The sequence below is a fragment of the uncultured Sphingomonas sp. genome (genome assembly GCF_964235535.1).
In the GTDB taxonomy this organism is placed as follows: Bacteria; Pseudomonadota; Alphaproteobacteria; order Sphingomonadales; family Sphingomonadaceae; genus Sphingomonas.
On sequence record NZ_CAXSBH010000001.1, the window covers coordinates 70,708 to 96,332 of the forward strand.

Consider the following 25,625-nt stretch of genomic DNA (forward strand, 5'->3'; position numbering starts at 1 on the left):
TTCCCGCCCGCACGGTCGGCTAGAACCTGGGTTATGGAGAAAGGCACAGCTACCGGGCGATCGCGGGCCGCGCGGGCCGTGCTGTTCGCGGTCGGCCTCCTGTTGATCGCCGGCCTGTTGACGCTCGGCGGATGGCAGCTTGCGCGGCGGAGCTGGAAGGTCGCGCTGATCGCGCGGGTGGAGGCGCGGCTCGCCGCCCCACCCCTCCCCGCCCCCGGTCCGGCGTCCTGGCCGCGCATCGACGCGTCCGCCGAGTATGCCCGCCTGCGTACCACCGGCCGTTTCCGTCACGACCGCGAGACGCGCGTCCGGGCGGCGACGGTGCTGGGATCGGGTTGGTGGATCGTGACCCCGCTCGTCACCGATCGGGGTTGGACGGTGCTCGTCAACCGCGGCTTCCTGCCCGACGGCCGGCGCGAGCTAGTCGCCCGCGATGCGGATTTGGCCGTCGTCACGGGCCTCCTCCGCCGAAGCGAGCCGGACGCGGGTTGGCCGCGCGCGAACGATCCCGCCGCCGGGCGCTGGTACGCCCGCGATGTCCCCGCGATCGCCCGCGCGCGCGGGCTGTCCGAGGTCGCGCCGTATTTCATCGACGCCGATGCGGGGGCGGACCCGAATGCTTGGCCTCGCGGCGGGCTGACCGAGGTGCGGTTCCGCAACCATCACCTCGGCTATGCGCTCACCTGGTTCGCGCTGGCGGCGCTGGTTGCGGCGGCGCTCGTGCTGTTGGCGCGCGACGGACGGAGACGCGGACGATGAAGGCGGGTCGGACGGCGATGATCGCGGGCGGCGCCTTGCTGGGCGCGGCCGCGACGGTGATCCTGGTAGGCGAGCGTCGCCGCCCGCTCCGCCGCATGAAGGCGCGCCCGGCCGAGCGCATTCCCGTCAACCTGATCCTCGGCGCGCTGAGCACCGCGGCGATGGCGGCGGTCGAGGGACCCGCCACCCGCGCGCTCGCCCGCATGGTCGAGCGGCGGCGCATCGGCGTCGCGCAGGCGCTCCCGCTGCCGCCGCTCGCCCGCGACGCGACCGCGTTCCTGTTGATGGATTACACCACCTATGTCTGGCACGTCCTGACGCACGAGGTGCCCATGCTGTGGCGGCTGCATCTGGTCCATCATCTCGATACCGACATGGACGCGTTGACGGCGCTGCGCTTCCACGCGGTCGACATGCTCGTCTCCGCGCCGTTTCGCGCGCTCCAGGTGAGCGTGTCGGGCGCGGGCCCGCGCGCGCTGGAGGCTTGGCGCGGCTGGTTCCTGCTGGCGGTGCTGTTCCACCATTCGAACCTGCGCCTGCCCGCACGGTGGGATCGGCGGCTGAGCCTGTTGCTCACCACGCCCCGGATGCACGGCATCCACCATATGGCGAGGCCCGAGCTGACGGGGTCGAACTGGTCGAGCGGGCTGTCGGTGTGGGACCGGCTGCACGGCACCTTGCGCCTGGACGTGCCCCATGACGAGGCGCCGATCGGCGTGCCCGCCTACCGCGACCGGACCGGCGTCGCCGCATCGCTCCGCCTGCCCTTCGTGCGGCAGCGCGACGCGTGGGAGCCGTCCGTCGTCCCGGCGCGTTGAGGCGCGTGATACGATGCGAGGAACCCAGATCATGAACGTCGAACTCCTGTCGCCCTCCGACCTCAGCCAGCAATTGCGCGAGGGTTCCGGCCCCGACCTGAACCGCCGCCGCGCGGGCATCGCGCTCAGCCTGGCGGGCACGGTGATCGCGGGGGTGGTGAGCGCGTACCAGACCGGGTTGATCAAGCACCTCCCAGACATCCTGCCCGGCAAAATCTGGGACGCGGAAAAGGTCGACGCGTCCGACTATGCCTACCAGAATCTTCAACAGCCCGACGGCCCGATGATGCTCGTCAATTTCGGCCTGACCGCAATGGCGCTGGCGGCGGGAGGCGCGGACCGCGCGCGCGAGAACCCGGCGCTGCCGCTGGTCGCGGCGGGCAAGGCGGCGGTCGACCTGGCGCTGTGCGGCGCGCTGACGGCGCAGGAATGGCGCGACAACAAGGCGCTGTGCAGCTGGTGCCAGGTCGCCACCGCCATCTCGGCCGCGACGCTCGGGCTGGCGATCCCGGAGGCGCTAAAGGCGTTGCGCGGACGCGAAGGGGCGACGATCCACTAGAAGCGTCCGAGCTGGCGGGCCATCATATGACCCAGTCCTGTTCGCCGGCCAGGCGCTGTCCCGCCCCGAACGCCGCGCCGATGGCGGGCGGGTCGGGGAGCGCCATTACGGGGGTGGCCCCGACCGATCGGAGAAGACGCGCCAGCGCGGCCAGCGCCGACGCGTCGTCCGCCACCAAGCCGAGTTCGTCGAGCAGCGCCCGGTCGATCACGACGGGCGTCCGACCCGCTGAGCGTAGCTGGCCGACCAGCGCGTCGGCCGTTCGGAGCAGATCCTCGGGCGCGGCGAGGACGCGGTAGGCGTCGTCCAGCACGGCCTCGCCTTCGGGCGCGACCACCCGGATCAGGCCGGCGGCGACCGTGGCGTCGTCGGTGGGATCGATCAGGATGAACCCGCCCAGCGCCGGCACCCGGTCGAACGGCGCCGCGGCCACGCGCGCGTCGAAGCCGACCGCCACGGTCGCAACGTCGTTCGCGCCGATCGTCCGGGGCGGGCCGTGGAGCCCCGTATCCGGCTCGAACACGTCGCGGACGCTCAGCACCCTGGCCCCGACGGTACGGTGTCCCAATTTCGCGAGATAGCGGCGGCCGGGGACGAGCGCATCGTCGCCCAGCCAGATCAGGTCCGCAGCCACCCGCGACGCTCCCATGACCGACGATCCCGCGCCGACCAGCACGTCGCCGCGCGCGCAATCCACCTCGTCGGCTAGTCGCACGCTCACCGCGTCCCCCGAACCGGCGGGGCCCGTGCCGCCGTCCGCGGTCGCGAGGTCGGCCACGCGCGCGGGGCGGTCGGCGGGCAGGATGCGCACGGCGTCGCCCGCGCGCAGCGTCCCGCTCGCGACCGTGCCGCCCAGCCGCCGTTCGCGCGGCGAGGCGCGGGTCACGAGCTGGACCGGCAACGCGAACTCGTCGGCCGGCGGCGCGACGGTCAGCGTCTCGAGCAGGTCGAGGAGCGTGGGCCCGGCGTACCAGCCCAGCCTCGCGCTCCGGTCCGCGACATTGTCCCCGTCGCGCGCGACGAGCGGGATCGCGTCGTACCGCGCCAGCCCGAGCTGGCGCGCGAGCGCGGCATAATCGGACGCGATGGCGTCGAACGACGCGCGCGCGAAACCGACCAGGTCCATCTTGTTGACCGCGATCACGACGTGGCGGATGCCGAGCAGGCGCACGATGCGGCTGTGGCGGCGCGTCTGCCGCGTCACGCCGCGCGCGGCGTCGACCAGGATCACCGCGACGTCGGCGTTCGACGCGCCCGTGACCATGTTGCGCGTATATTGCTCGTGGCCGGGCGTATCGATGACGATGAACTTGCGCGCGGGCGTTGCGAAATAACGGTAGGCGACGTCGATCGTGATGCCCTGCTCGCGCTCTGCCTCCAGCCCGTCGAACAGCCCCGCATAGTCGCCGTCGATCGCGTCGACCTGATCGGCATACAGGCCCTTGGCGTCGTGCATCAGCCGCCCGAGCAGGGTGGACTTGCCATCGTCGACCGACCCGCAGGCGAGCACGCGCAGGATGGAGCCGTCGGTCGCCGCTACAGGCCGTTCGGCAAGCGCCAGGTTCATCAAAAGTATCCTTGCGCCTTCTTGCGCTCCATGCTGGCCGGCTGGTCGCGGTCGACGGCGCGGCCGGCGCGTTCCGACTCGGTGCTGGCGTCGGTCTCGGCGATCACGGCGGCCAGCGTATCCGCCCCGCTCTCGACCGCGCCCGTCAGCGGATAGCAGCCAAGCGTGCGGAACCGTACCGAGCGATCGACCACCCGCTCGCCGGGCCGGAGCGGCATGCGGCCGTCATCGACGACCAGCAGCGCGCCGTCGCGCTCGACGGTGGGACGCATGGCGGCGAGGTAGAGCGGGACGATCGGGATCGCCTCCCGTTCGATATACGCCCACACATCGGCCTCGGTCCAGTTGGACAGGGGGAACACCCGCAACGTCTCGCCGGGCCGGGTGCGGACGTTGAACAGCGACCAGAGCTCCGGGCGCTGCCGCCGCGGGTCCCAGACATGGCCGGGCGCGCGGATACTGACGATCCGCTCCTTGGCGCGCGCCTTCTCCTCGTCGCGCCGAGCGCCGCCGAAGGCCGCATCCCACCCGCCCGCGTCGATCGCGTTCTTGAGCCCTTGGGTGAGCATCGTGTCGACATAGCGGCCGACGGGGACGGAGAACGGGTCGATGCCGCGCGCCGCGGCGGCGGCCTCGTGATGGACGATGAGGTCCAGGTCGAGCCGCGCCGCCTCGAGATCGCGGTGCCGGATCAGGTCCTGAAAGTCCCAGCCCGACGCGATGTGGAGGCACGGGAAGGGCAGCCTCCCCGGCGCGAACGCCTTGCGGGCGAGGTGCAGCAGGACGGCGGAGTCCTTGCCCACCGAGTATAGCAGCACGGGCTTGGCCGCCTCCGCGAAGATCTCGCGGAAGATGAAGATGCTCTCGGCCTCGAGCTGGCTCAGGTGGCGCGCGCTCAACGGCCCGCCCCCGCCCGGACGAGACGGCCGTCGGCGGCGACGTGGAGTCCGCACTCGCGCGTCGCGCCGTCCTCCCACCACCAGCGGCCCGCGCGCTCGTCCTCCCCCGGGCGGATCGCGCGCGTGCAGGGCTCGCAACCGATCGAGGGATAGCCACGGGCATGAAGCGGGCTGACGGGCACGTCGTGCTCGCGGCAGTAGCGTTCCGCCTCCTCGCGCGACCAGAGCGCCAGAGGGGCGGCCTTCCAGAGCGCGCGCTCCTCGTCCCACACCAGCGGATCGACCGCGGCCGTGCCGCCGCGCCCGCCGCGCAGGCCGGCGATCCATCCCGCGGCCCCGGCGAGCGCGCGGCCCAGCGGTTCGACCTTGCGCCGGTCGCAGCAGGCGAGCCGCGCGGCCTTGCTTTCATAGATCGCCTCCGGACGGGTATCCGCGTCGCTTCGCGGCGGCGCGGGCCCGAACGCGGCGACCGTCAGGCCGTAACGCCGCTCGGTTTCGGCCCACAAGGCGCGCGTTTCGGGAAACAACCGCTCGGTATCGAGCGTGACGATGTCGACCGGCAGTTCGGCCGCAACGAGCGCATGCGTCACCACCTGATCCTCCAGCCCGAAGCTCGTGGTGAAGACCCAGCGCCCGGGCACCCTGGTCGTCGCGTCGCGCAGGAACGCGGTCAGTTCGGTCGTGGTCCGATCCATGACGGACAGGTGACATGCGGCCCGCCGAGTCCGAAACGACCAGTTCTTTGCCGGAGGCAAGCTCGACTTGTGCGACGCACAAGACGCCGGCCGCAGGGTGGACCACGCCTGAAACTTAAGCGGCCCCAACTTTTGCTCGTTTGGCAAATCCTACTTTCCTGGTGGACTTTGGTGACGGCAATATGAGGGCTGGAAGATGCGGATCGTCGGCATGAGGCTATTCCTTCTCGCGGTCTCCTCACCGGCAATCGCAAACGCACAGACAGCCCCAGCCGCGCCGCCCGCGACCGCGTCTCGGACCACCCCGGCCCCGGCGCAGGCGGCGAATAACGACGACACCATCGTGGTGACGGCGCGGCGGCGCGAGGAGTCGCTCCAGGACGTGCCGTTGCCCGTGTCGGTCTTCAGCGAGCGGCTGCTGACCTCGACCGGCACCTACAATATCGGCCGCGTCGCGCAGATCCAGCCGGTGATCCAATATTACGCGTCCAACCCGCGCAATTCGGCGATCAACATCCGCGGGCTCGGCGCGCCGCTCGGCCTGACCAACGACGGCATCGAACAAGGCGTCGGCCTGTATATCGACCAGGTCTATTACAGCCGCCCGGCGTCGTCCGCGTTCGACCTGATCGACACGCAGCAGGTGGAGGTGCTGCGCGGGCCGCAGGGGACGCTGTACGGCAAGAACACCACGGCGGGCGCGATCAACGTCCGTACCCGCGCGCCCAGCTTCACGCCCGAGGCCCGGGTGGAGCTGACGGCCGGGAACTACCGGTTCTTCCAGGGCAAGGCGTCGATCTCCGGCCCGCTCATCCGCGACGATCTGGCCGGGCGGATCGGCTTTGCGGCGACCACGCGGCGCGGCACGGTGCTGAACGTGCGCACGGGCGAACGGACCAACTCGCTCGACAATCTGGGCGTACGCGGCAGCCTGTTGTGGAAGCCGACCGACTCGCTCGACGTCACGCTCGCGGGCGATTACAGCCGCCAGGATCCCGACGGCTACACGCAGGTCGCGGTGCGGACCTTTCCCACGCTCCGCGCCGCCAACCGTCAGTTCGCGGCGCTGACCACGGCGCTCGGCTACACGCTGCCCTCGACGAACCCGTACGACCGCGTGACCGACGTCGACAGCGACCTCCAGTCGCGCCAGTTCCTCGGCGGCGTCTCGCTCATCGCCGAGCTCGATGTCGGGGAGAACACGCTGACGTCGGTGTCGGCATGGCGCTGGTGGACGTGGCGGCCCAAGAACGACCGCGACTTCATAGGCCTGCCGATCACGACGCTGAGCCAGAACAGCTCGGACCAGCGCCAGCTGACCCAGGAATTCCGTTTCGCGACATCGGGGACCAACCGGTTCGATTTCGTCGCAGGCGTGTTCGGTTATCGCCAAACCATATCGACCGACAGCAACACGCAGCAGGGGGCCGCCGCCAACCTGTTCGCGAACGGGCCGACCGCCGGTGCGAATCCCGCCGTGCTGAACGGGTTGACGCAGCGCGCCGCGATCGAGTTCGAGAACAACAGCGTCGCGGGCTTCGGCCAGTTGACGTGGAACGTCACCGATCGGCTGCGCATCCAGCCGGGCGTCCGGCTCAATTACGACACCAAGGACGCGGTCTACGACGCGCGCGTGACCGGCGGCATCGCAAGTCCGACGCCCGCACAGCTCGCACAGCAGCGCGCGTCCTTGCCCGCGCAGTTCTACACCGCGCGGTACCGCGACTTCAACGTGTCGGGCGACGTCAATTTCTCGTACCGGCCGGCGGACGACGTCCTGCTCTACGCAGTCTATTCGCGCAGCTTCAAATCGGGCGGCGTCAATCTGAACGGGCTGCCCTTCCGCGCCGATGGCGTGACGGTCGCGACCGAGCTGGCGCAGGTCGATCCCGAAAGCCTGAACCATTACGAAGCCGGGATGAAGACGCAGTTCTGGGACCGGCGCGCGACCGTCAACCTGACCGCGTACCGAACGGACGTGAAGGACTATCAGACCACCGTGTCGAACGGCGCGATCGGCATCGTGCGCGGCTACCTCGCCAACGCCGACGTACGCATCCAGGGCGTCGAGGCCGAGCTGAGCCTGCGGCCGAGCGACCGGCTGACCGGGTATCTGAACTCAGCGTACAATGACGGGAAATATACCCGCTTCCCCGACGCGCCGATCGCGCCGGAGTTCACGGGCGGCGCGGCGCAATTCGTCGATATTTCGGGCCGACGTCTGCCCGGCATCTCGAAATGGGCGCTGTCGTTCGGCGGCGAGGCCAACCTGCCGGTCGGCGGGGGCGGCGGGCGGGCGTACTTCGGCGCGGACGCGAGCTATCGTTCGTCCTATTCGTCCAACGCCACGCCCTCGCCTTTCTTCGTCGTCGACGCCTACACGATCGCGAACTTCCGCCTGGGTTACCGGAACGACGGTGGCCTGGATGTCTTCGGCTGGGTCCGGAACGCGTTCGACGAGGACTATCTCGAGTTCCTGTCCAACCAGCCGGGTAACAACGGCCTGGTGGTCGGCCAGCTCGGCGACCCGCGCACCATCGGCGTCACGGTCGCCAAGCGGTTCTAGAGTGGACCTCCAGTCGTTCGGTGACCGATCCATGGCGATCGCTTAGGACGCAGCATGGCGGATCCCGATCCACGGACGCACGGTGACCCATCGGGCGCCGAGTTCACGCCGCCGGCAATGAGCCACGCCGCGCTGTTCTGGCGTTTCCTGCGCTTCGGCGCGACCGCGTTCGGCGGGCCGGTGGCGCAGATCGCGACCATCCGGCGCGAGTTGGTCGACGGGGAACGCTGGATCGGGAGCGACCGGTTCAACAGGCTGCTCGCGGTCATGCAGGCGCTGCCCGGACCCGAGGCGCACGAATTATGCGTCCATCTCGGCATCCGCGCGAAGGGCCGCGTCGGCGGTGTCCTTGCGGGGCTGGGCTTCATGCTGCCGGGCCTGGTTCTGATGCTGGCGCTCGCCTGGGCCTATTCTCGGCTGCCGATGCGGGGGACGGTATTGCCCGCGATGTTCGTGGGCGCGCAGGCGGCGGTGGTCGCCATCGTCTTGCGCGCGGTTCACCGCATCGGCGAGCACATCCTCCTCGGCCCGCGGCTCTGGGCGGCCGCGGTCGTTGCGGCGGCGGCGGCGCTCGCCGGGATCGGTTTCTGGATCGTGCTACCCGCGACCGGGGTCGCCTATGCGCTGGCTTCGACGCGCCGCCACGCGCTCGCGGTCGCCGTGGCCGCGCTCGCGATCGGCGTCGCCCTGCTCACCTGGACCGGAGACCCGGCCGCGCTCGATCCCTCGATGGGCGGCCGGGAAGCCGCGCCCACGGTGCTCGCTCTGTTCTGGACGGGGCTGAAGGGCGGGCTGCTGACGTTCGGCGGCGCCTATGCGGCGATCCCGTTCGTCCGGGACGATACGGTGGGCCGGGGCTGGATCACGGACGCCCAGTTCCTCGACGGGCTGGGGCTGTCCGGGGTGCTGCCCGCGCCCCTCGTCATCTTCGCGACCTTCGTGGGCTGGGTCGGCGGCGGGCTCGCGGGCGCGCTCGCGATCACGACGGGCATGTTCCTGCCCGCCTTCGCCTTTTCGCTCCTGTTCTACGAACGCCTCGAAAGCTTGACCGAGCACCGGCGACTCCAGCTCGTCCTGGCTGGCGTCGCAGCGGGCGTGGTGGGGCTGATCGCGGTGACGTTCGTCGACATCGCCCGCGCTGCCGCCGCGCGCACGCCGAACCCGGTCGCGAGCGCGCTGATCTTCGCGGTGACGCTCGCGGTCCTCTATCGCTGGAAGAGCAAGCTCGCGACGCCCGTCATGCTGGCCGTGGCTGCGGTGGCCGGAGGGGTCGCATGCCGTTGATGCGCGATGCGATGTGAGGTGGTGCCGCCTACAGGACTCGAACCTGTGACCCCCGCATTACGAATGCGATGCTCTACCAGCTGAGCTAAGGCGGCACGGGCGCGGGCCATCTGGAACCCGCGGCTGGATATGGACGACCGCCTACCAGCGCGTCCGCCGGCTGACAAGCGGCCCCGCGCTTTACCGGGCATTTACCAGACTCGCTCCACAAGGGGCCGGATAGCGGTGCGCTTCCGATCGGTAGGGCGCGTGGGGGATGTGGGCATGGACTTGTCGCAACGGCTGGACGCGGAGGATGCGACGGAACTGGTCGCGGAGGATGCGGGCGTGGGCGAGCAGCTGTTCGACCTGGGCGGCGACGAACGGCGCATGCATGTGCGCGCCTACAATCACTGGGTGTCGCTGCTCCACGGCGCGCCCTTTCCCGCGATCGCCGACCTCCAGCCGCGCGGCAACACTGATTTCGGCGACCACAGCGTGCTGCTCGACTTCACTAGGGCGATCGACGACCCGGTCATCTCGTTTCTGGGCGCCACCTTACGCGCCGAATGCGGGATCGTCGGCGAACCGGTGCGCGTCGCGGAGGTGCCATCGCGCTCGCTCCTGTCGCGGCTGACCGACCATTATCTCCAGATCATCGCCAACCGCGCGCCGATCGGCTTCGAGGCCGAGTTCGTCAACACGCGCGGCCATTCGACGCTCTACCGAGGCATCCTGATGCCTTACTCGTCGACGGGCGAGGCGATCGACTTCATCTATGGCGTGATCAACTGGAAGGAGATCGCCGACCCACTTGTCCAGGTTTCGATCGACATCGAGTTGGAAGCGGCGCTGCGCGCCACGCCGATCGCGGAGGTTCCGCCGGGCAATGATCCTTGGGGCGCGGCTCCGTCGGCCGCTCCGGTCTGGGCCGACGGGCCCAGCGGCGCGTTCGCGGGCGATGCCGCAAGGGACGATGCGGAGCCCGCGACCCTCGACGCGCGGTTGATGATGGCGCGCGAGTCGGCGGCCGCCGTCCGCGCCGCCGACACGCGCAGCCGCTCGGCGCTGTACCGCGCGCTCGGCCGCGCGCACGACTTCGCGTTGGCGGCCGAGCGCGACCGAGACGCGTACCGCCGCCTGCTCGGCGACGCGGGCCTCAAGGAGCAGGCGCGGGCGCCCATGACGCCCGTCGCCAAGCTCGTCTTCGGCGCGGAGTACGACAAGACGCGCTTGACCGAGTTCGCGACCGTCCTGACCCGTGCGCGCGAGGCGAACATGCGCGCGGGCGAGCTGCCCGAATATCTCTCCGGCGTGGCGGGCGGGATCAAGGCGGTGGTCGCCGCCGCCCGCGCCGAGCGCAAGCCCGCCCCGAAGGACATGCCCCCCGCGCCGGTGCTCGCCGAGCGCGACGCGCTGGCCCATCTGGACCTTCCCCAGACCGGGGCGCCGGGCCGCCTCGTCCTTCTCGTCGCGCGCGTGGGCGCGACCGGCGGGCTCGACGTGATCGCCCAGCTCGACGATGCGGCGCTGACGGCCAAGGCGGTCCGCGCGGTGGGACGGGAATGATCCACGTTACGGAGGGTTGAGCGGTCGCACGCGGCGGCGCATAGCCGAGCTTATGCCTCCCCAAGATGAAGCGCCGATCCCCACGCTCGCCGGCGCCCTTGCCGATCGTCTCGTCGCGGGCGCGTTGCCGGCCGAACTCCAGGATTTCGGGCCCGCCGAGCAGGCCGACGCCGCCCGGTTCCTGTTCGCCGCCGCGCGCGAGCGTATGCCCGGCATGCCCCGCGTCATGCTGGAGCCGATCGCCAGCGACGACGTCCGCCGCCGCCTGCGCCTGGCCGTGGTAGGCAACGACATGCCGTTCCTCGTCGACTCGGTCGCCGCCGCCGTGTCGGCACGCGGGATCGCGATCGACCGCATCCTCCACCCCGTCGTTCCCGTCCGCCGCGATGCGGACGGCGTGATCGGGGCGATCGGCGAGGAGGGCGCGCCCCGCGAGTCGATGATCTATCTCGAGCTCGAGCGCGTCGATGCGCGCGACCGCCGCGCGCTCGGCCAGGAACTGGACGCGGTGCTGGCCGATGTCCGCTCGGCGGTGGACGACTGGCCCGCGATGCGCGCGGCGCTCGCCCTGGACGCCGACGCCTGTACGGGCGAGGGCGCGGACCTGCTCCGCTGGTTCACGGGCGGCAAGCTGACGCTGCTCGGCCATGCACGCTGGAGCGCGGGCGGGGGCATGACCGACGCGCTCGGCCTCGCGCGGCAGTCGCATCCCGTCCCGCTGATCGACGAAGGCGCGCTGGCGCAGGCGGCGGCGTGGTTCGAGGGCGGCGGGGCGACGCCGCTGCTCCTCAAGTCCAACCTGATTTCGACCGTCCACCGCGCGGCGCCGCTCGACCTGATCGTCCTGCCCGGGAATGGCGGCGGGCTGTCGGTCCACGCCGGCCTGTGGACCAGCGCCGCGCTGTCCGCGCCCGCGCCCTCCGTGCCGATCCTGCGCGAACGGCTCGCCGCGTTGGAGGCCAAGTTCGGTTTCGACCCGCGCGGCCATACCGGCAAGGCGCTCGCCCATGCGCTCGGCGCGCTCCCGCACGATCTGAGCATCGCCTTCGAGCCCGCGGTGCTCGAGGAGCTGGCGCTCACCGCCATGTCGCTCGCCGACCGGCCGCGCCCGCGCCTGGTGCTCGCGCCCTCGCCGCTCCGCCGTCACCTGTACGCCTTCGCCTGGCTGCCGCGCGACGAGCTGACCACAGCCAGGCGCGCCGCGATCGGCGGGATGCTGACGGAGGCGGCCGGGGCCGAGCTCCTGACCTGGTCGATCGCGCTCGACGAGGTGACGGCGCTGATCCGCTACACGCTCGACATCCCCGACGGCGCGACCGCGCCCGACGCCGCCGAGCTCGACGCGCGCATGACCCGCATGATCCGCGGCTGGGCGACCGAGGTGGAAGCCGCGCTCGCCGAGGTCGCGCCGCAGCGCACCGCCGCGCGCCTCGCACTCAAATGGGCGAACGCCTTCCCGAACGGCTACCGTACCGCACGATCGGGCGCGGAGGCGGCGGCGGACATCCTGCGGTTCGACACGCTCGGCGGCCCCGGCACCCGCTCCGTTCGCATTGCGACCGAGGGCGACCGGACCCGCCTGAAGATCTACCGCCAGGGCGGCGCGCTCTCGCTGTCGGACACGGTCCCGGTGCTCGAGAATTTCGGCTTCCGCGTCGTCGAGGAACTGCCCACCCCGCTCGCTGACGAAGGCCGCTCGCATCTCCACGACTTCCTGGTCGAGACCGGCTCGGTCGTCGCGGACGCTCCAGTGCTCGAAGCCGCGATCGTCGCGGCGTTGGAGGGGCGGGCCGAGAACGACGCCTTCAACCGCCTGATCCTGGAGGCGGGGGTCGCGCCCGACGCCGTTGTGCTGATGCGCGCCTGGTTCCGCTATCTCCGCCAGGCGGGACTGCCCTACGGCCTGACCACCGTCGTCGACGCGCTCCGCCGCGCGCCCGCCGTCGCGGCGGCGCTGGTCGAGCGGTTCGCCGCCGCACACGATTCGGCTGCGACGGGCGACATCGCCGCAGCCGACGAGCGGATCGCGCTCGGCCTCGACGCGGTGTCGGCGATCGACGACGACCGCATCCTGCGCGCCTACCATGCGCTCGTCGGCGCGTGCCTGCGCACCAACGCCTATGCGCCCGCCGCCGCCGAGGCGCTGGCCTTCAAGCTCGACTCCGCGCGCATCCCCGGCCTGCCCGCGCCGCTCCCGTGGCGCGAGATCTGGGTCTATAGCCCGCGCGTCGAGGGCATCCATCTGCGCGCCGGCCCGGTCGCGCGCGGGGGCCTGCGCTGGTCCGACCGCCGCGACGATTTCCGCACCGAAGTGCTCGGGCTGATGAAGGCGCAGCGCGTCAAGAACGCCGTCATCGTGCCGACCGGCGCCAAGGGCGGTTTCTATCCCAAGCAGCTTCCGCCCATATCGAACCGCGACGCCTGGCTCGCCGAGGGGACTGAGAGCTACCGCATCTTCATCCGCGCGCTGCTCTCGATCACCGACAACATCGTCGGCGAGGAGATCGTCCATCCGGGCGGCGTCCGCGTCCATGACGGCGAGGACCCGTATTTCGTCGTCGCCGCCGACAAGGGCACCGCGACCTTCTCCGACGTCGCCAACGCGATCGCGCTCGAACGCGGCTTCTGGCTCGGCGACGCCTTCGCTAGCGGCGGCAGCCAGGGCTACGACCACAAGGCGATGGGCATCACCGCCAAGGGCGCGTGGATCAGCGTGGAGCGCCATTTCGCCGAGCGCGGGGTCGACGTGCAGGCCGACCCGGTCACCGTGATCGGCTGCGGCGACATGTCGGGCGACGTGTTCGGCAACGGCCTGCTCCTGTCCAAGTCGGTCAAGCTGCTCGCCGCCTTCGACCACCGCCACATCTTCATCGATCCAGCACCCGATGCGGAGCGGAGTTGGGACGAGCGCGCGCGCCTGTTCGCCCTCCCGCGCTCAAGCTGGGCCGACTACGACCCGTCGCTCCTGTCGCCCGGCGGCGGCGTGTTCGCGCGCACCGACAAGGTGATCCACCTCTCGCGCGAGGCTCAGGCCGCGCTCGGGCTGATCGACGCCGATTGGGAGCCGACCGCGCTGATCTCCGCGATCCTGCGCGCGCCCGCCGACCTGCTCTGGTTCGGCGGCATCGGCACCTACGTGAAGGCGGCGGCGGAGAACAACGCCGCCGTCGGCGATCCCGCCAACGATCGCCTACGCGTCGACGCCGAGACCCTGCGCGTGAAAGCGATCGGCGAGGGCGCGAACCTCGGCCTCACCCAAGCCGCGCGCATCGCCTTCGCCACGCGGGGCGGACGCATCAACACCGACTTCATCGACAATTCGGCGGGCGTCGACTGCTCGGACAACGAGGTCAACATCAAGATCGCGCTCAACCGCGAAATGACGGAGGGCCGCCTGTCGTTCGACGATCGCAACGTCCTGCTCGCCGGCATGACCGACGACGTCGCCCGCCTCGTGCTGGAGGACAACCGCCTCCAGACGCTCGCCCTCTCGATCGCCGAGGCCGACGGCGCGGCCGCCACCCCCTCCTATGTCCGCGCGATCGAGATCTTCGAAGGCTCCGGCCGCCTCGACCGCGCGGTAGAGGGGCTGGGCTCGAACGAGGAGCTGCTCCGCCGCGGCCAGGCGGGCCAAGGCCTTACCCGCCCCGAGCTCGCCGTCCTGCTCGCCACCGCCAAGCTCGCGCTTCAGGATGCGGTCGAAACGGGCGGCCTCGGGTTCGACGACGCGTTGCTTCCCGATCTCCACGCCGCCTTTCCGCCCGCGATGCGCGAGCGGTTCGGGGCCGCGATCGACGCGCATCGCCTGCGCGGCGAGATTGTCGCCACCAAGCTCGCCAACCGTATCGTCAACCGCTTGGGGCTCCTCCACCCCTTCGAGCTCGCCGAGGAGGAGGGCGCGGCGATGGCCGACATCGCGGGTATGTTCGTCGTCGCCGAACAGCTGTTCGGCCTGCCCGATCTGTGGGCTGAGATCGAGGCGACGCCGATGCCCGAAGCGGGCCGGCTCGCGCTGTTCGACGAGGTCGCCGCCGCGACCCGCTCGCACATCGCCGATCTCCTGCGCATCATCGTTCCCGGCGCGGGCGCGGCCGACATCCTCGCGCATCTCGGCAAGGGCGTCCGCCACCTCGAAGCGGAAACGACACGGCTTCTGCTGGAAGAGGCGCGCATCCAGAGCGGGCGCATCCGCGCCGATCTGGAGACGGCGGGCGCGCCACCGGCGCTCGCGGGCAAGGTCGTCCGCCTGTTCGAGCTCGACGGCGCGGTCGGCCTGGCCGAACTCGGCGCGCGACTGGGCCTGGACGAAGTGGTGCTGGCGCGAGCCTTCACGAATCTGGGCGAGGCGCTCGGTCTCGACTGGGCGCAAGCGACCGCCGCGCGCATCGTGTCGAGCGACCCGTGGGAGCGGCTGCTCATCGCGGGCCTGGCGCGCGACTTCCAGCAGATCAGGCTCGAATTCCTGGCGCGCTGCACCGATGCCGATCCGGGCGCGGCGGTCGATGGCTGGCTCGCCCGCAACGCCGCCCGCGTCGCGCAGTTCAAGGCCGTCGTCGACCGCGCCCGCCTCTCGGCCAAACCCCATGCGGCGATGCTCGCCCAGATCGCGGGCCAGGCACGGGTGCTGCTGGGGCGGTAAGCGCTTAGACCACCGCTCGCACCCGAGGTCGCCGCGTCGTATTCGCGCGCCGGACCCGCGCGCGCCACCACATGATCACGCCCGTCACCGCGAGCACCACCGGGATCAGCCCGCCCAGGAAGATCGCGACGCGCCACACGATATTCATGCCGGTGCCGTCATGCACCTGCCGCATCAATCGCGCGATGCCGGTCGCGGGCGCGGGCTCGTGCGTCACCACCCTTGTCGCGTCGTCGACCGACAGCTGACCGTCGGCTGTCCGAAGCGTCCAGGCCGGCTTCCTATCAGTCGGCCAGGCGATGTTGGTCACCGCCGCCCCGCCCCCCGCCGCCAGCACGTCGGCGACCGCCGACTTCGGCGTTGCGACCGGAACAGGCCTCCCGCCGCCACCCGCAGGCCGCGCCTCTCCGCTCAGCTTCCCGAAAAACGCCGGGAACGAAATCCATGCCCCCGTCAGCGACAGCACGAACAATGGCAGCGCGATCCAGAAACCCATCTGGTGATGGAGGTTGGTCTCGACGTTCGGATGCCGCCGCCACCTGAGCCCGCGCGTCCACCGCCCCATCGCGGGCCACCACAGCCACAGGCCCGTGAAGGCCGACAGCATCATCGCCACCCCGATCCAACCGACGATCTGTCGGCCGACGCCCGGCACATACAGGCTGCCATGGAGTATGTGCAGCACCCTGAGCAGGCCCTCATCCGACCGCGCGACCGCCATCACGCGGGCCGTGGGCGGGTCGAGATAGACGCTCGTCCGAACCGGTGGCCCACCTTTCCCCGGCGCGGCGGTCGCGCTCACGACCGCAGCCTCGCCGTCACGGGGCATCGCGAGCGACGACACCCGGTCGCCCGCCCCGATCGCCCCGCGCGCCGCCTGCAGGTACGCGTCCGCGCCGATCGCCGGCCCCGCCGTCACCGCGAAGCGCTCGGGATGGATCGCGTGCTCGATCTCCTCGTGCCACACCAGCACCGCGCCCGAGAACGAGACCGGGATAATCAGCGCCGCCAGCAGCAGCCCGATCCATTTATGGACCGAGAACCATGTCCGTCGCCAAGCCTGCTTGTTCATCCGCCCACTTCCTAGCCCGCCGTCGTCATAGCCGGACACGCACCGTCGCGCGCGCGTTGATCGGCGCGCCCGTCGAGATGTTGTTGTCGCTGTGCGCGGTCGGGAAGTATCCCGTGTCGAACAGGTTCTCGACATTCACCTGCGCCTCGACCCGCTCGCTCAACCGGAAGAACACGCCCAGATCGACGCGCGTATAGTCCGGCAGCGTCACCGCGTTCGAAATCGATGTAAACTGCTTCGACCGATGCTCGACGCCGACCCCGACGCCCAGCCGCCCGCTCACGTCCCACCGTCCCCATGCCGACAGCTGATGCTTGGGTACCAAAGCGACCGACCGGCCGGCAGGGGCGGCCGCCGTGGTGCGCCTGATCTCCGCCTCCTGAAGCGCATAGCCCAGCGTCACCAGCAGGTTCGGCCGCACGCGCCCGGTCGCCTCCAGTTCCACCCCGCGGCTGCGCTGCTCGCCCGTCAGCAGCACCTCGCCCGGATTCGGCCCGGCGTTGCGCGTGTTGGTGCGGTCGAGCCGGTACATCGCCGCGGCGAGCAACAGGCTCGGGCGCGGCTCCCACTTAGCCCCTGCCTCGACATTCTCGAACCGTTCGGGCTTGAGCGCGGCGGAGGTCAGGTCGAGCGACGCGAACTGGTCGCCCGACTGCGGCAGGTATGACCGGCTGTAGCTAAGATAAATCGACACCGGGGCGACTGGATGCATGACTAACCCCAGTCGCGGCGACCACAGCTCATCCGTCCGCTCGAACCGCTCCGAGTTCAATAGATTAACGCTCTTCAGCTCGAACCGGTCGAAACGTAGCCCCGCGAGCAGCTCGACCGGTCCGGCCGTCATCTTGTCCTGCAGCAGCACCGCCTGGAACCGGGCGGTGCTCCGCGTCGTCCGCTCGCCCGTTCCACGGCGAAATACCGGCGTCGGCGCGGCGAAGCGCTCCGCCAGCGGCACGCTTACCTGCCGCCCGCCCATCGTCGTGCCGGCCTCGCCGTCGAAGAACCCGTTCAGCCGCGCGCTTCGCGTCCGCTGCTCGCCCGCTTCCACGCCCGCCAGTACGACATGCGCCACCGGTCCGGTGCTCACCGCCCAGGTCAGGTCGGTCTGGCCGAGCAGGTTCTCGCGCCGCTGGGCGTCGTCATAGGCCTGCATCCCGACCGCGCCGCGCGCGTCCACCGCCGTCGCCGGGAACACGTTGCGGTAGAACTTGTCGTAATTTCCATAGAGCAGCCGTCCTACGACCGCGACCTCGTCGCTGAAGCGGTGCTCGAGCGTGCCCCGCGCCAGATGCGCCTCCAGCCCCAGCCGGTTCACGCGGCGCACGCCGAAGAAGGTGTCGCGGTATCCCCTGACCGGTCGTCCCCCGACCGAAGGCACCCCGCGATCGACGACGCGCGCATCGTCGACATATTCATAGGACAGGGTCGCATCCGTACGCGGCCCGACCAGCGCGCGAACCGTCGGATTGACTGCGTACACCCGCCCGGCAAACACGTCGCGGTGGTTCGCGAACTCCTCGCGCACCGCGTTCAGCCGCGCGCCTATGCCCTCCGCCAGCGCGAGGTTCGCGTCCGCGTCGACGCTCCACGCGCCGAAGCCGTCGGCCGATCCGCTCGCGACACCGAACGTCTGAAAACCCGCCCGCTTGGTCACGCGGTTGACGACGCCGCCCCCGCCGCCGCGCCCGAACGTCATCGCGTTGGGCCCGCGCAGCACCTCCAGCCGGTCGAGATTATAGAGCGGCCGGTAATATTGCGCGTCGTCGCGCAGGCCGTCGACGAAGAAGTCCGCCGTCGAGTTGTTGCCCCGAAGCACGATCTGGTCGCGGTGCCCCTCGCCCTGCGCCGCGCTCGCCCCCGGCACTGCACGCAGCACATCGCCGACCGATCGGAAATTCCGGTCCTCGATCTGCGTTTCGCTTATCGCACTCACCGCCTGTGGGATGTCGCGCACCGCCGTGTCGACGCGCGTCGCCGACCCCGTCGAGTCCACGACGTAGCCGTCGCGTCGTCCGGTCACGACCACCTGATCGGGCTCGTCGGCAGGAACCGGATCGGCGGCGAGCGCCGGTGTCGCGGCGACGGCGCACGACAGGATCAAGAACGACGACGGCGACCGCATGGAACTCCCCTTCGGGGCATCCGCTATTGCGAGGCGCTCGCAGAGTCAACGCTAATGCGAATGACTTTCATACAGATCGTGCAGCAGCCAGCTTCGTATCGCGCTTGCCAGGTTGGGTGGACCCCGCTGGATTACCCGCGCCGCATCGATTTCCGCGACCAACGCCGACATCGGCAATGTCCGCGCGCGCGCCGCCGCCTCCAGCGAGCTCCAGAATATCGGCTCCAGGCTGATCGACGTCGCGTGCCCCGCGATCGTCACCGACCGCTTGACCGGCCCAGCAAACCCGCCGGATGGAAGCGCGATCAAGGCGTGTCGAACAGCGCCGCCAGCTGCTCGACGATCGCGCCGCCCAGCTGCTCGGCGTCCATGATCGTCACCGCGCGGCTGTAATATCGCGTCACGTCGTGCCCGATCCCGATCGCGACCAGTTCGACGGGCGACTTGCCCTCGATCCACCCGATCACCTGCCGCAGATGCCGCTCCAGATACGATCCCGAATTCACGCTGAGCGTAGAGTCATCCACCGGCGCGCCGTCGGAGATGACCATCAGCACGCGCCGATCCTCCGGCCGCGCCATCAGCCGCGCATGCGCCCACAGCAGCGCCTCGCCGTCGATATTCTCCTTGAGCAGCCCCTCGCGCATCATCAGCCCCAGCGCGGGCCGGGCGCGCCGCCATGGTTCGTCCGCGCGCTTATAGACGATGTGGCGCACGTCGTTCAGCCGCCCGGGCTGCGGCGGCCGCCCCGCCGCCAGCCACGTCTCGCGCGCCTGGCCGCCCTTCCACGCGCGCGTCGTGAAGCCGAGTATCTCCGTCTTGACGCCGCACCGCTCGAGCGTGCGGGCGAGGATGTCCGCCGAGATCGCCGCGATCGAGATCGGCCGCCCGCGCATCGACCCCGAATTGTCGATCAGCAACGTCACCACCGTGTCGCGGAAATCGGTCTCGCGCTCGACCTTGTAGGACAGCGACTGCATCGGGTTAACCACCACCCGCGCCAGCCGCGCGGCGTCGAGCAGCCCCTCCTCCTGGTCGAAATCCCAGGAGCGCGCCTGCTGCGCCATCAGCCGCCGCTGCAACCGGTTGGCGAGCTTCGACACCGCCGATTGCAGATGCACCAGCTGCTGGTCGAGATAGCCGCGCAACCGCGCCAGCTCGTCCGGATCGCATAGGTCGCCCGCGGACACGATCTCGTCGAAACGCGTGGTCCACGGCTTGTAGTCGAACTGCGGCGACAGGTCGGTCCGCGCTTGGTTGGGCCGCGCCGGCTGCGCGCCCTCGTCGCCCTCGTCGCCCGGCTCGCCGTCGAGGTCGGGCGCATCGTTGCCGATCTCCTCGCCCTGTCCGTCGTCGCCCTCGGCCTCGCGCTCCTCGCCGCGCGCCTCGACCTGACCCTCGCCCTCCGCGCCTTCCTCCTCGCCGTCCTCGCCTTCCTCCTGCTGCTCGTCATCCGAGCCCTCATCCTCCTCGCCTTCGTCCTCCGATGGCTGTGGGGCCTGCTCGCCCTCGATCAGCTCCAGGTCGGCGAGGAGCTTGGTCGCCAGCGCCTGGAACGCGCGCTGATCGTCGAGCGCCAGCCCGAGCGCGCCCAGATCGGCCTTGCCCTCGATCCATTCGCGCACCAGCCCCAGCCCCGGCATGGCGGCGGCGGGCACGGCGGTCCCCGTCAGCTTCTCGCGGACGAGGAGCTGGAGCGCCGTCGACAGCGGCACCTCGGCGGCGGTGCGCGCCCGCGTGATCGGGTCGGAGCGCAGCCGCATGTCGAGCGCGACGCCCAGATTGCCCGCGATCCCCGCATAGCCGCGCGCGCCCAGCGCCTCGATCCGCGCCGTCTCAACCGCGTCGAACACCGCCCGCGCCACCGCCTCGGCCGGCGCACCACGCTGGTGCAGGCCCACGTCGTGATGCCGGAGCCTGAGCGCGAACGAGTCCGCGAACCCCCGCGCTTCGGCCACCTGCTCGGCCGGCAGCTGCCGCGCGGGCATCGGCACCTTCAGATGCTTGCCCGACTGCGCCGGCGCATCGGCTGTGAAGGCGAGCTCCACATCCGGCTCATCCGCCAGCGCGCGCGCCGTCCCGGCCAAGACGGCCTTGAACCGGTCGAGGGGCGTTTCTTCGGGCATTACCAGAGGACCTTGCAACCGAACGCGGCGATCTCGCGATCTCGCGTCACGACGGTCAGGTCGTTCGTCAACGCCTGAGCGGCGATCAACCGATCGAACGGATCGCGGTGCGCCCCGTCGAGCGTACCGGCGCGAATGGCGTGATCGTTCGTAACCTGCAATTCCGAGAATCCGTTACGCTTCATGAGCGGCTCGTAACTGATCCGCGGGTCGCCCAACATGGCGAGTTTGCCTAGTCGCCATTTCAGGCTGATCTCGAAAGCGGATGCGGCGCTGACCGCGATCGGCTCCTCCGTCTCCTCCAGCAGCTCGCGCGCGTTTGCGCCAAGGCGGGGGAACTCGGTCCACCACCAAAGCGCCGTATGCGTATCGAGCAGATAGCCGTTCACAGACCGTATTTCTCGAGCCGCTTACCTTCCCAAAGCTCTAGTTCGTCCTCCGGCATGGGATCGAACCAAACGGAATCAGGAATATCCCCCGCAAGAGGCCAGCCGCCCGGTGTGCGCTTGAGCTTCGGAATATCGCCATAGGGCACGATCTTCGCCCAAGGCTCACCGGCCTTGGCAAGGATGATCTCCTCGCCCGCATGCGCGCGGTCCATGAGCTTGGACAGGTTGGTCTTCGCATCGTGGACGTTGAACATCTTTCGCGGATCGGCTTCGGCCATCTGCGCCTCCTGTGGTGGACTAACTACCTTGGTCCACTCTCGCCATCAAGTCCGCCCCACCACGCTCTCCGGCAAGTCCTTCCCGAACACCCGCTGGTAATACTCCGCCACCAGCGAACGCTCCGCCTCGTCGCACTTGTTCAGGAACGACAGGCGGAACGCGAAACCGACATCGCCGAAGATCAGCGCGTTCTGCGCCCAGGTGATCACCGTGCGCGGGCTCATTACGGTCGAGATGTCGCCCGCCATGAAGCCTTTGCGCGTCAGGTCGGCCACGCGCACCATCGAGTCGACCGTCTTCTTGCCGCCCGGCTTGTCGTACTCGCCCGACTTGGCGAGGACGATCCGCGCCTCGACGGCGGCGGGCAGGTAGTTGAGCGTGACGACCACGTTCCACCGGTCCATCTGGCCCTGATTGATCTGCTGCGTGCCGTGATACAGCCCGCTCGTATCCCCGAGCCCCACCGTATTGGCGGTCGCGAACATACGAAACCAGGGGTTCGGCCGGATCACCCGGTTCTGGTCGAGCAGCGTCAGCTTGCCCTCGGTCTCCAGCACGCGCTGGATCACGAACATCACGTCGGGCCGCCCGGCGTCGTATTCGTCGAATACGAGCGCGGTCGGCGTCTGGAGCGCCCAGGGGAGCAGCCCTTCGCGGAACTCGGTCACCTGCTGTCCGTCGCGCAGCACGATCGCGTCGCGCCCGACCAGGTCGATGCGGCTGATATGCGCGTCCAGATTGATGCGGATGCAAGGCCAGTTCAGCTTGGCGGCTACCTGCTCGATATGCGTCGACTTGCCGGTCCCGTGATAACCCTGGACCATCACCCGGCGGTTATGCGCGAACCCCGCGCACACCGCCAAGGTCGTGTCCGCGTCGAACACGTAGGCCGGATCGAGATCGGGCACCCGCTCGTCCGCCTCCGAGAAGGCGGGCACCTGCATGTCGACATCGATCCCGAACAGCTCGCGCACGCTCACGGTTCTGTCGGGAGCGGCAAGCAGCGTCGTCTCGCGGCTGTCGGGCTGGGTGTTCGAGATATCGGTCATCGGGCAGGTCCTTGGGAGCGCGGGAATACCCTTGCCGTCGGAAGCCGCCCAAGTCGAGCCGCGAGCGCGGCGCGGGTATCACGCGTTGACGACGGCTTTGGGCGGAAGGGCGAACAGGCGAGCGAAACGCGCGAATAGTTCCACGTCTCCCTCCACGCTCAACTCTCCCGAGGCGATCGCATCGTCGACCGGTCGCCCGCCATAGACGATGCCCGCCACCACTTCGGGCGCGGCCGCGACGACCGCGTCCGGCGCGTCCGGATCGCCCCGTCCGATCGTGAGCGCCCCGTCTTCCACTCTCGCCGCAAACCGGTCGCGTCCCGGACGGAAGGCCAGCGATAAGCGCGCGTCCCCTGCCCGCTCGCTCGCGAACATTGTCCGGAACGACATCATAAGCGATGCCGCCGACAGCGGCAGGCTAGGATCGTGCCCCGGCGATCTGGCCGCCCAGCGCCCGAGCGACTGGACGAAGGTCTCGGCCTCGTAACCCCAAGGGGTAAGCTCATAGACCTGGACGGAGGCGGGCGGCGCTAGGGTGTGGCGCGCGACGACCCCCGCCGCCGCCAGCGCCTGCAAGCGCTGCGCCAACACGTTGGCGCTGATTCCCGGCAACCCGCGCCGAAGGTCCGCGAAGCGCCGCCCCCCGAACATCAGCTCCCGCATCACGAGCAGCGCCCAGCGCTCCCCGACCAGCTCCAGCGCATGCGCGGTACCACATGCATCGTCGTACCAACGGGTGGTTACTTTTACTGACTTCACAGTTGCATTAGATAACTGAATGGAGCAGCATCGGCAATGTCGATTCGCGGCGGGGGAAGAGAGCAGATGCAGGACGTGAAAGAACTCAGCGTGGAACGGCACATAGCCGCCAAGCCCGACATAGTGTGGCGCGTGATGACGGAGCGTATGGCCGATTGGTGGTGCCCGAGGCCCTGGACGACCGAGATCGTCGAGCAGGACTGGCGTCCCGGCGGCCGCGCGGCGATGGTGATGCGCGGCCCCGATGGTGAGGAGTTTCCACAGGAGGGCGTGTTCCTGGAAGTCATGCCCGGCCGCCGCTTCATCACTACCGACGCCTATGCCGTCGGCTGGAGCCCGCGCGAGCCGTTCATGACCGGCGTGTGGGAGATCGAGCCCGAGGCCGACGGCACCCGCTACCGCGCCAGCGCCCGCCATTGGACCGCCGAATCTGTCGAGAAGCACCGCGCGATGGGCTTCGAGCAGGGCTGGAGCGCGGTCGCCGATCAGCTGAAGGCGCTATGCGAGGGAGAGGCGAAGTGAACCAGGTTTCCGATCACGGCCCGACCGGCGGCGTCGCGCCTCACCTGACGGTGCATGACGGGCGCTGCCGCGAGGCGATCGGCTTCTACGAACGGGCGTTCGGTGCGGAGCAGGCCATGCCGCCGACCGTCGCGGGCGACATGCCGAGCGGCGAGGGGATGCCCGACATGAGCGGCGATCCACGCATCATGCACACGCACCTGCGGATCAATGGCGGCGCGCTGATGATGAACGACGCCTTCCCGGAGTTCGTCGCGCCCGCTGACCGTTCGGTGCCGGAAAGCCCGTCGGCGGTGACGCTGCATCTGCAGGTCGATGACGCCGACCGCTGGTTCGCTCGTGCCGTCGAGGCGGGCGCGGAGCCGACCATGCCGCTGTCGGACATGTTCTGGGGCGATCGCTACGGCCAACTGCGCGACCCGTTCGGCCATCGCTGGTCGATCGGCTCCACACCGAAGGGAGATGACCGATGAGCTACATCGACGGCTTCCTCATCGCGGTCGAAACCGCGCGACGCGACGAGATCATCGAATTTTCACGCCGCATGGATGCGATGTTCCTTGAGTACGGCGCGACCCGGGTCGTCGAATGCTGGGGCGACGACGTGCCCGACGGCACGCTTACGGACTTCCGCCGCGCGGTCCAGGCCAAGGACGGGGAGGAGGTCATGTTCTCGTGGATCGAATGGCCCGACAAGGCGACCCGCGACGCCGGGATGGCCAAGTCGACCGCCGACGGGCGGATGATGGCCGAGCCGATGCCGTTCGACGGCAAGCGGATGATCTTCGGCGGCTTCACCCCCGTCGTCGTGCTGGAGAAGTGAGATGACCGAGCTGGTGACGTGCATGTGGTTCGACCACGGGGAGGCGCGCCGCGCGGCCGAGTTCTACGCGGCGACGTTTCCCGACAGCGCGGTCGGAACGGCGAACGCGGCTCCGTCGGACTTCCCCGGCGGTTCGGCCGGGAGCGAGCTGACCGTCGAGTTCACCCTGCTCGGACGGCCATTCGTCGGGCTGAACGGCGGCCCCATGTTCAAGCCGAACGAGGCGGTCAGCTTCATGGTCGTGACGAAGGACCAGGCGGAGACCGACCGCTACTGGGCCGCGATCGTCGAGGGCGGCGGCGCGGAAAGCGAGTGCGGCTGGTGCCGCGACCGGTGGGGCTATTCGTGGCAGATCACGCCCCGCGCCCTGCTCGACGCGATGGCCGATCCGGACCGTTCGGCGGCCGGGCGCGCGATGGAGGCCATGATGACCATGCGGAAGATCGACATCGCGGCGATCGAGCGGGCGCGTACGGATGTCGGGGCATGACGATCCGGCTTTTCGCGCATCCCTTCTCCTCCTATTGCTGGAAGGTGCTGATCGCGCTCTATGAGAACGCGACGCCGTTCGATTATCGGGTCCTCGGGCCCGACCGGCCGGAAAACGGGGCCGAGCTCGCGCGGTTGTGGCCGCCCGCCAAGTTCCCGCTGCTCGTCGACGGCGACCGGCCGGTGATGGAATCGAGCACGATCATCGAATATCTCCAGCTCCGCCATCCCGGCCCCACCAGGCTCATCCCGGACGATCCGGTCGAGGCGCTGGAGGTCAGGATGCTCGACCGGGTGTTCGACAATCACGTCATGACGCCGATGCAGCGCGTGGTGAACGACGCGATCCGCCCGCCCGAGCGCCGCGACCCGGTGGAGGTCGAGCAGGCCCAGGCCGCGCTCGACACGAGCTATGGCTGGCTCGACGCGCGCATGACGACGCGCGACTGGGCCGCGGGCGATTTCTCGCTCGCCGACTGCGCCGCTGCGCCGTCGCTCTTCTATGCCGACTGGGTCCGACCGATCGGCGACCGCTTTCCCGCGCTCCGCCGTTACCGCGCCCGCCTGCTCGCCCGCCCGTCGGTCGCCCGCTGCGTCGAGGAAGCGCGCCCATTTCGCGCGTTCTTCCCGCCCGGCGCGCCGGATCGGGACTGACGGGGCG

The 25,625-nt window shown here is 70.1% G+C and carries 23 protein-coding genes and 1 tRNA gene; 12 read left to right on the forward strand and 12 right to left on the reverse strand.

Going from position 1 to position 25,625, the window contains the following annotated elements; genetic code table 11:
• Positions 1–33: 33 nt before the first annotated feature.
• The 3 genes from ACFE7F_RS00335 to ACFE7F_RS00345 are packed head-to-tail and all read left to right on the forward strand — an operon-like array spanning position 34 to position 2,136.
• Entirely contained in the window at positions 34–759 is a 726-nt protein-coding gene (locus ACFE7F_RS00335; protein WP_375401846.1) for an SURF1 family protein, read from the forward strand.
• The gene (locus tag ACFE7F_RS00340) at positions 756–1,577 is read left to right on the forward strand and encodes a sterol desaturase family protein (protein WP_375401847.1); all 822 of its coding nucleotides are present in this window, start codon (positions 756–758) and stop codon (positions 1,575–1,577) included. Before ACFE7F_RS00335 ends, ACFE7F_RS00340 begins: the two co-directional genes overlap by 4 nt.
• A gap of 31 nt (positions 1,578–1,608) precedes the next feature.
• The gene (locus tag ACFE7F_RS00345) at positions 1,609–2,136 is read left to right on the forward strand and encodes a vitamin K epoxide reductase family protein (RefSeq protein ID WP_375401848.1); all 528 of its coding nucleotides are present in this window, start codon (positions 1,609–1,611) and stop codon (positions 2,134–2,136) included.
• Between the two features lie 22 nt (positions 2,137–2,158).
• Here the strand turns inward: ACFE7F_RS00345 and ACFE7F_RS00350 are convergent, their stop codons facing one another.
• The 3 genes from ACFE7F_RS00350 to ACFE7F_RS00360 are packed head-to-tail and all read right to left on the reverse strand — an operon-like array spanning position 2,159 to position 5,297.
• Positions 2,159–3,703 (reverse strand): sulfate adenylyltransferase subunit 1, encoded by a 1,545-nt coding sequence (locus ACFE7F_RS00350; RefSeq protein WP_375401849.1) that lies wholly within the window; start codon positions 3,701–3,703, stop codon positions 2,159–2,161.
• Positions 3,703–4,602: a sulfate adenylyltransferase subunit CysD gene (cysD, locus tag ACFE7F_RS00355; RefSeq protein WP_375401850.1), complete on the reverse strand. Its 900-nt coding sequence runs from the start codon at positions 4,600–4,602 to the stop codon at positions 3,703–3,705. Before cysD ends, ACFE7F_RS00350 begins: the two co-directional genes overlap by 1 nt.
• On the reverse strand, positions 4,599–5,297 hold the full coding sequence (locus ACFE7F_RS00360) for a phosphoadenylyl-sulfate reductase (protein WP_375401851.1): 699 nt from the start codon (positions 5,295–5,297) through the stop codon (positions 4,599–4,601). The genes cysD and ACFE7F_RS00360 overlap by 4 nt, the downstream gene beginning before the upstream one ends.
• Positions 5,298–5,508: 211 nt before the next feature.
• On the opposite strand from ACFE7F_RS00360, the gene ACFE7F_RS00365 reads away from it, so the two are divergent.
• A complete protein-coding gene (locus ACFE7F_RS00365) occupies positions 5,509–7,863 on the forward strand; it encodes a TonB-dependent receptor (RefSeq protein WP_375401852.1) in 2,355 nt (784 codons plus the stop codon).
• 54 nt (positions 7,864–7,917) lie between these two features.
• Positions 7,918–9,147 carry a chromate efflux transporter gene (gene chrA, locus ACFE7F_RS00370; RefSeq protein WP_375401853.1) on the forward strand — a complete coding sequence of 410 codons (1,230 nt, stop codon included), beginning with the start codon at positions 7,918–7,920 and terminating at the stop codon, positions 9,145–9,147.
• 19 nt (positions 9,148–9,166) lie between these two features.
• Here chrA and ACFE7F_RS00375 read toward each other — a convergent pair.
• Positions 9,167–9,242: transfer RNA gene (locus tag ACFE7F_RS00375), tRNA-Thr, on the reverse strand.
• A gap of 169 nt (positions 9,243–9,411) precedes the next feature.
• Here ACFE7F_RS00375 and ACFE7F_RS00380 point away from each other — a divergent pair.
• Complete coding sequence (locus ACFE7F_RS00380) at positions 9,412–10,695, forward strand: hypothetical protein (protein ID WP_375401854.1); 1,284 nt, start codon at positions 9,412–9,414, stop codon at positions 10,693–10,695.
• A gap of 52 nt (positions 10,696–10,747) precedes the next feature.
• On the forward strand, positions 10,748–15,334 hold the full coding sequence (locus tag ACFE7F_RS00385; protein ID WP_375401855.1) for an NAD-glutamate dehydrogenase domain-containing protein: 4,587 nt from the start codon (positions 10,748–10,750) through the stop codon (positions 15,332–15,334).
• Positions 15,335–15,338: 4 nt separating this feature from the next.
• On the opposite strand, the gene ACFE7F_RS00390 is transcribed toward ACFE7F_RS00385, so the two are convergent.
• From ACFE7F_RS00390 to ACFE7F_RS00425, 8 genes are all read right to left on the reverse strand, one after another.
• A complete protein-coding gene (locus ACFE7F_RS00390; protein ID WP_375401856.1) occupies positions 15,339–16,406 on the reverse strand; it encodes a PepSY-associated TM helix domain-containing protein in 1,068 nt (355 codons plus the stop codon).
• Positions 16,407–16,431: 25 nt separating this feature from the next.
• Positions 16,432–18,528, reverse strand: coding sequence for a TonB-dependent receptor (locus ACFE7F_RS00395; protein ID WP_375401857.1), 2,097 nt, complete (start codon positions 18,526–18,528; stop codon positions 16,432–16,434).
• Positions 18,529–18,579: 51 nt separating this feature from the next.
• A complete protein-coding gene (locus ACFE7F_RS00400) occupies positions 18,580–18,837 on the reverse strand; it encodes a ribbon-helix-helix domain-containing protein (protein WP_375401858.1) in 258 nt (85 codons plus the stop codon).
• A complete protein-coding gene (gene cobT / locus ACFE7F_RS00405) occupies positions 18,834–20,654 on the reverse strand; it encodes a cobaltochelatase subunit CobT (RefSeq protein WP_375401859.1) in 1,821 nt (606 codons plus the stop codon). Before cobT ends, ACFE7F_RS00400 begins: the two co-directional genes overlap by 4 nt.
• Positions 20,654–21,043, reverse strand: a complete 390-nt coding sequence (locus ACFE7F_RS00410; RefSeq protein ID WP_375401860.1) for a type II toxin-antitoxin system VapC family toxin — start codon at positions 21,041–21,043, stop codon at positions 20,654–20,656. The genes cobT and ACFE7F_RS00410 overlap by 1 nt, the downstream gene beginning before the upstream one ends.
• Entirely contained in the window at positions 21,040–21,321 is a 282-nt protein-coding gene (locus tag ACFE7F_RS00415) for a type II toxin-antitoxin system Phd/YefM family antitoxin (RefSeq protein ID WP_375401861.1), read from the reverse strand. The genes ACFE7F_RS00410 and ACFE7F_RS00415 overlap by 4 nt, the downstream gene beginning before the upstream one ends.
• A gap of 45 nt (positions 21,322–21,366) precedes the next feature.
• A complete protein-coding gene (cobS, locus tag ACFE7F_RS00420; protein WP_375401862.1) occupies positions 21,367–22,371 on the reverse strand; it encodes a cobaltochelatase subunit CobS in 1,005 nt (334 codons plus the stop codon).
• Positions 22,372–22,449: 78 nt separating this feature from the next.
• Positions 22,450–23,130: a winged helix-turn-helix transcriptional regulator gene (locus ACFE7F_RS00425; RefSeq protein ID WP_375401863.1), complete on the reverse strand. Its 681-nt coding sequence runs from the start codon at positions 23,128–23,130 to the stop codon at positions 22,450–22,452.
• 66 nt (positions 23,131–23,196) lie between these two features.
• Between ACFE7F_RS00425 and ACFE7F_RS00430 the strand changes: the two genes are divergently transcribed.
• Genes ACFE7F_RS00430 through ACFE7F_RS00450 form a run of 5 tightly spaced genes read left to right on the forward strand, consistent with a single transcriptional unit; the run spans position 23,197 to position 25,618 of the window.
• Positions 23,197–23,652 (forward strand): SRPBCC family protein, encoded by a 456-nt coding sequence (locus ACFE7F_RS00430; protein WP_375401864.1) that lies wholly within the window; start codon positions 23,197–23,199, stop codon positions 23,650–23,652.
• Entirely contained in the window at positions 23,649–24,125 is a 477-nt protein-coding gene (locus ACFE7F_RS00435; protein WP_375401865.1) for a VOC family protein, read from the forward strand. Before ACFE7F_RS00430 ends, ACFE7F_RS00435 begins: the two co-directional genes overlap by 4 nt.
• Positions 24,122–24,475 carry a DUF1428 domain-containing protein gene (locus ACFE7F_RS00440; protein ID WP_375401866.1) on the forward strand — a complete coding sequence of 118 codons (354 nt, stop codon included), beginning with the start codon at positions 24,122–24,124 and terminating at the stop codon, positions 24,473–24,475. Before ACFE7F_RS00435 ends, ACFE7F_RS00440 begins: the two co-directional genes overlap by 4 nt.
• A gap of 1 nt (position 24,476) precedes the next feature.
• A complete protein-coding gene (locus tag ACFE7F_RS00445) occupies positions 24,477–24,965 on the forward strand; it encodes a VOC family protein (protein ID WP_375401867.1) in 489 nt (162 codons plus the stop codon).
• A complete protein-coding gene (locus ACFE7F_RS00450) occupies positions 24,962–25,618 on the forward strand; it encodes a glutathione S-transferase family protein (protein WP_375401868.1) in 657 nt (218 codons plus the stop codon). The genes ACFE7F_RS00445 and ACFE7F_RS00450 overlap by 4 nt, the downstream gene beginning before the upstream one ends.
• Positions 25,619–25,625 lie beyond the last annotated feature (7 nt).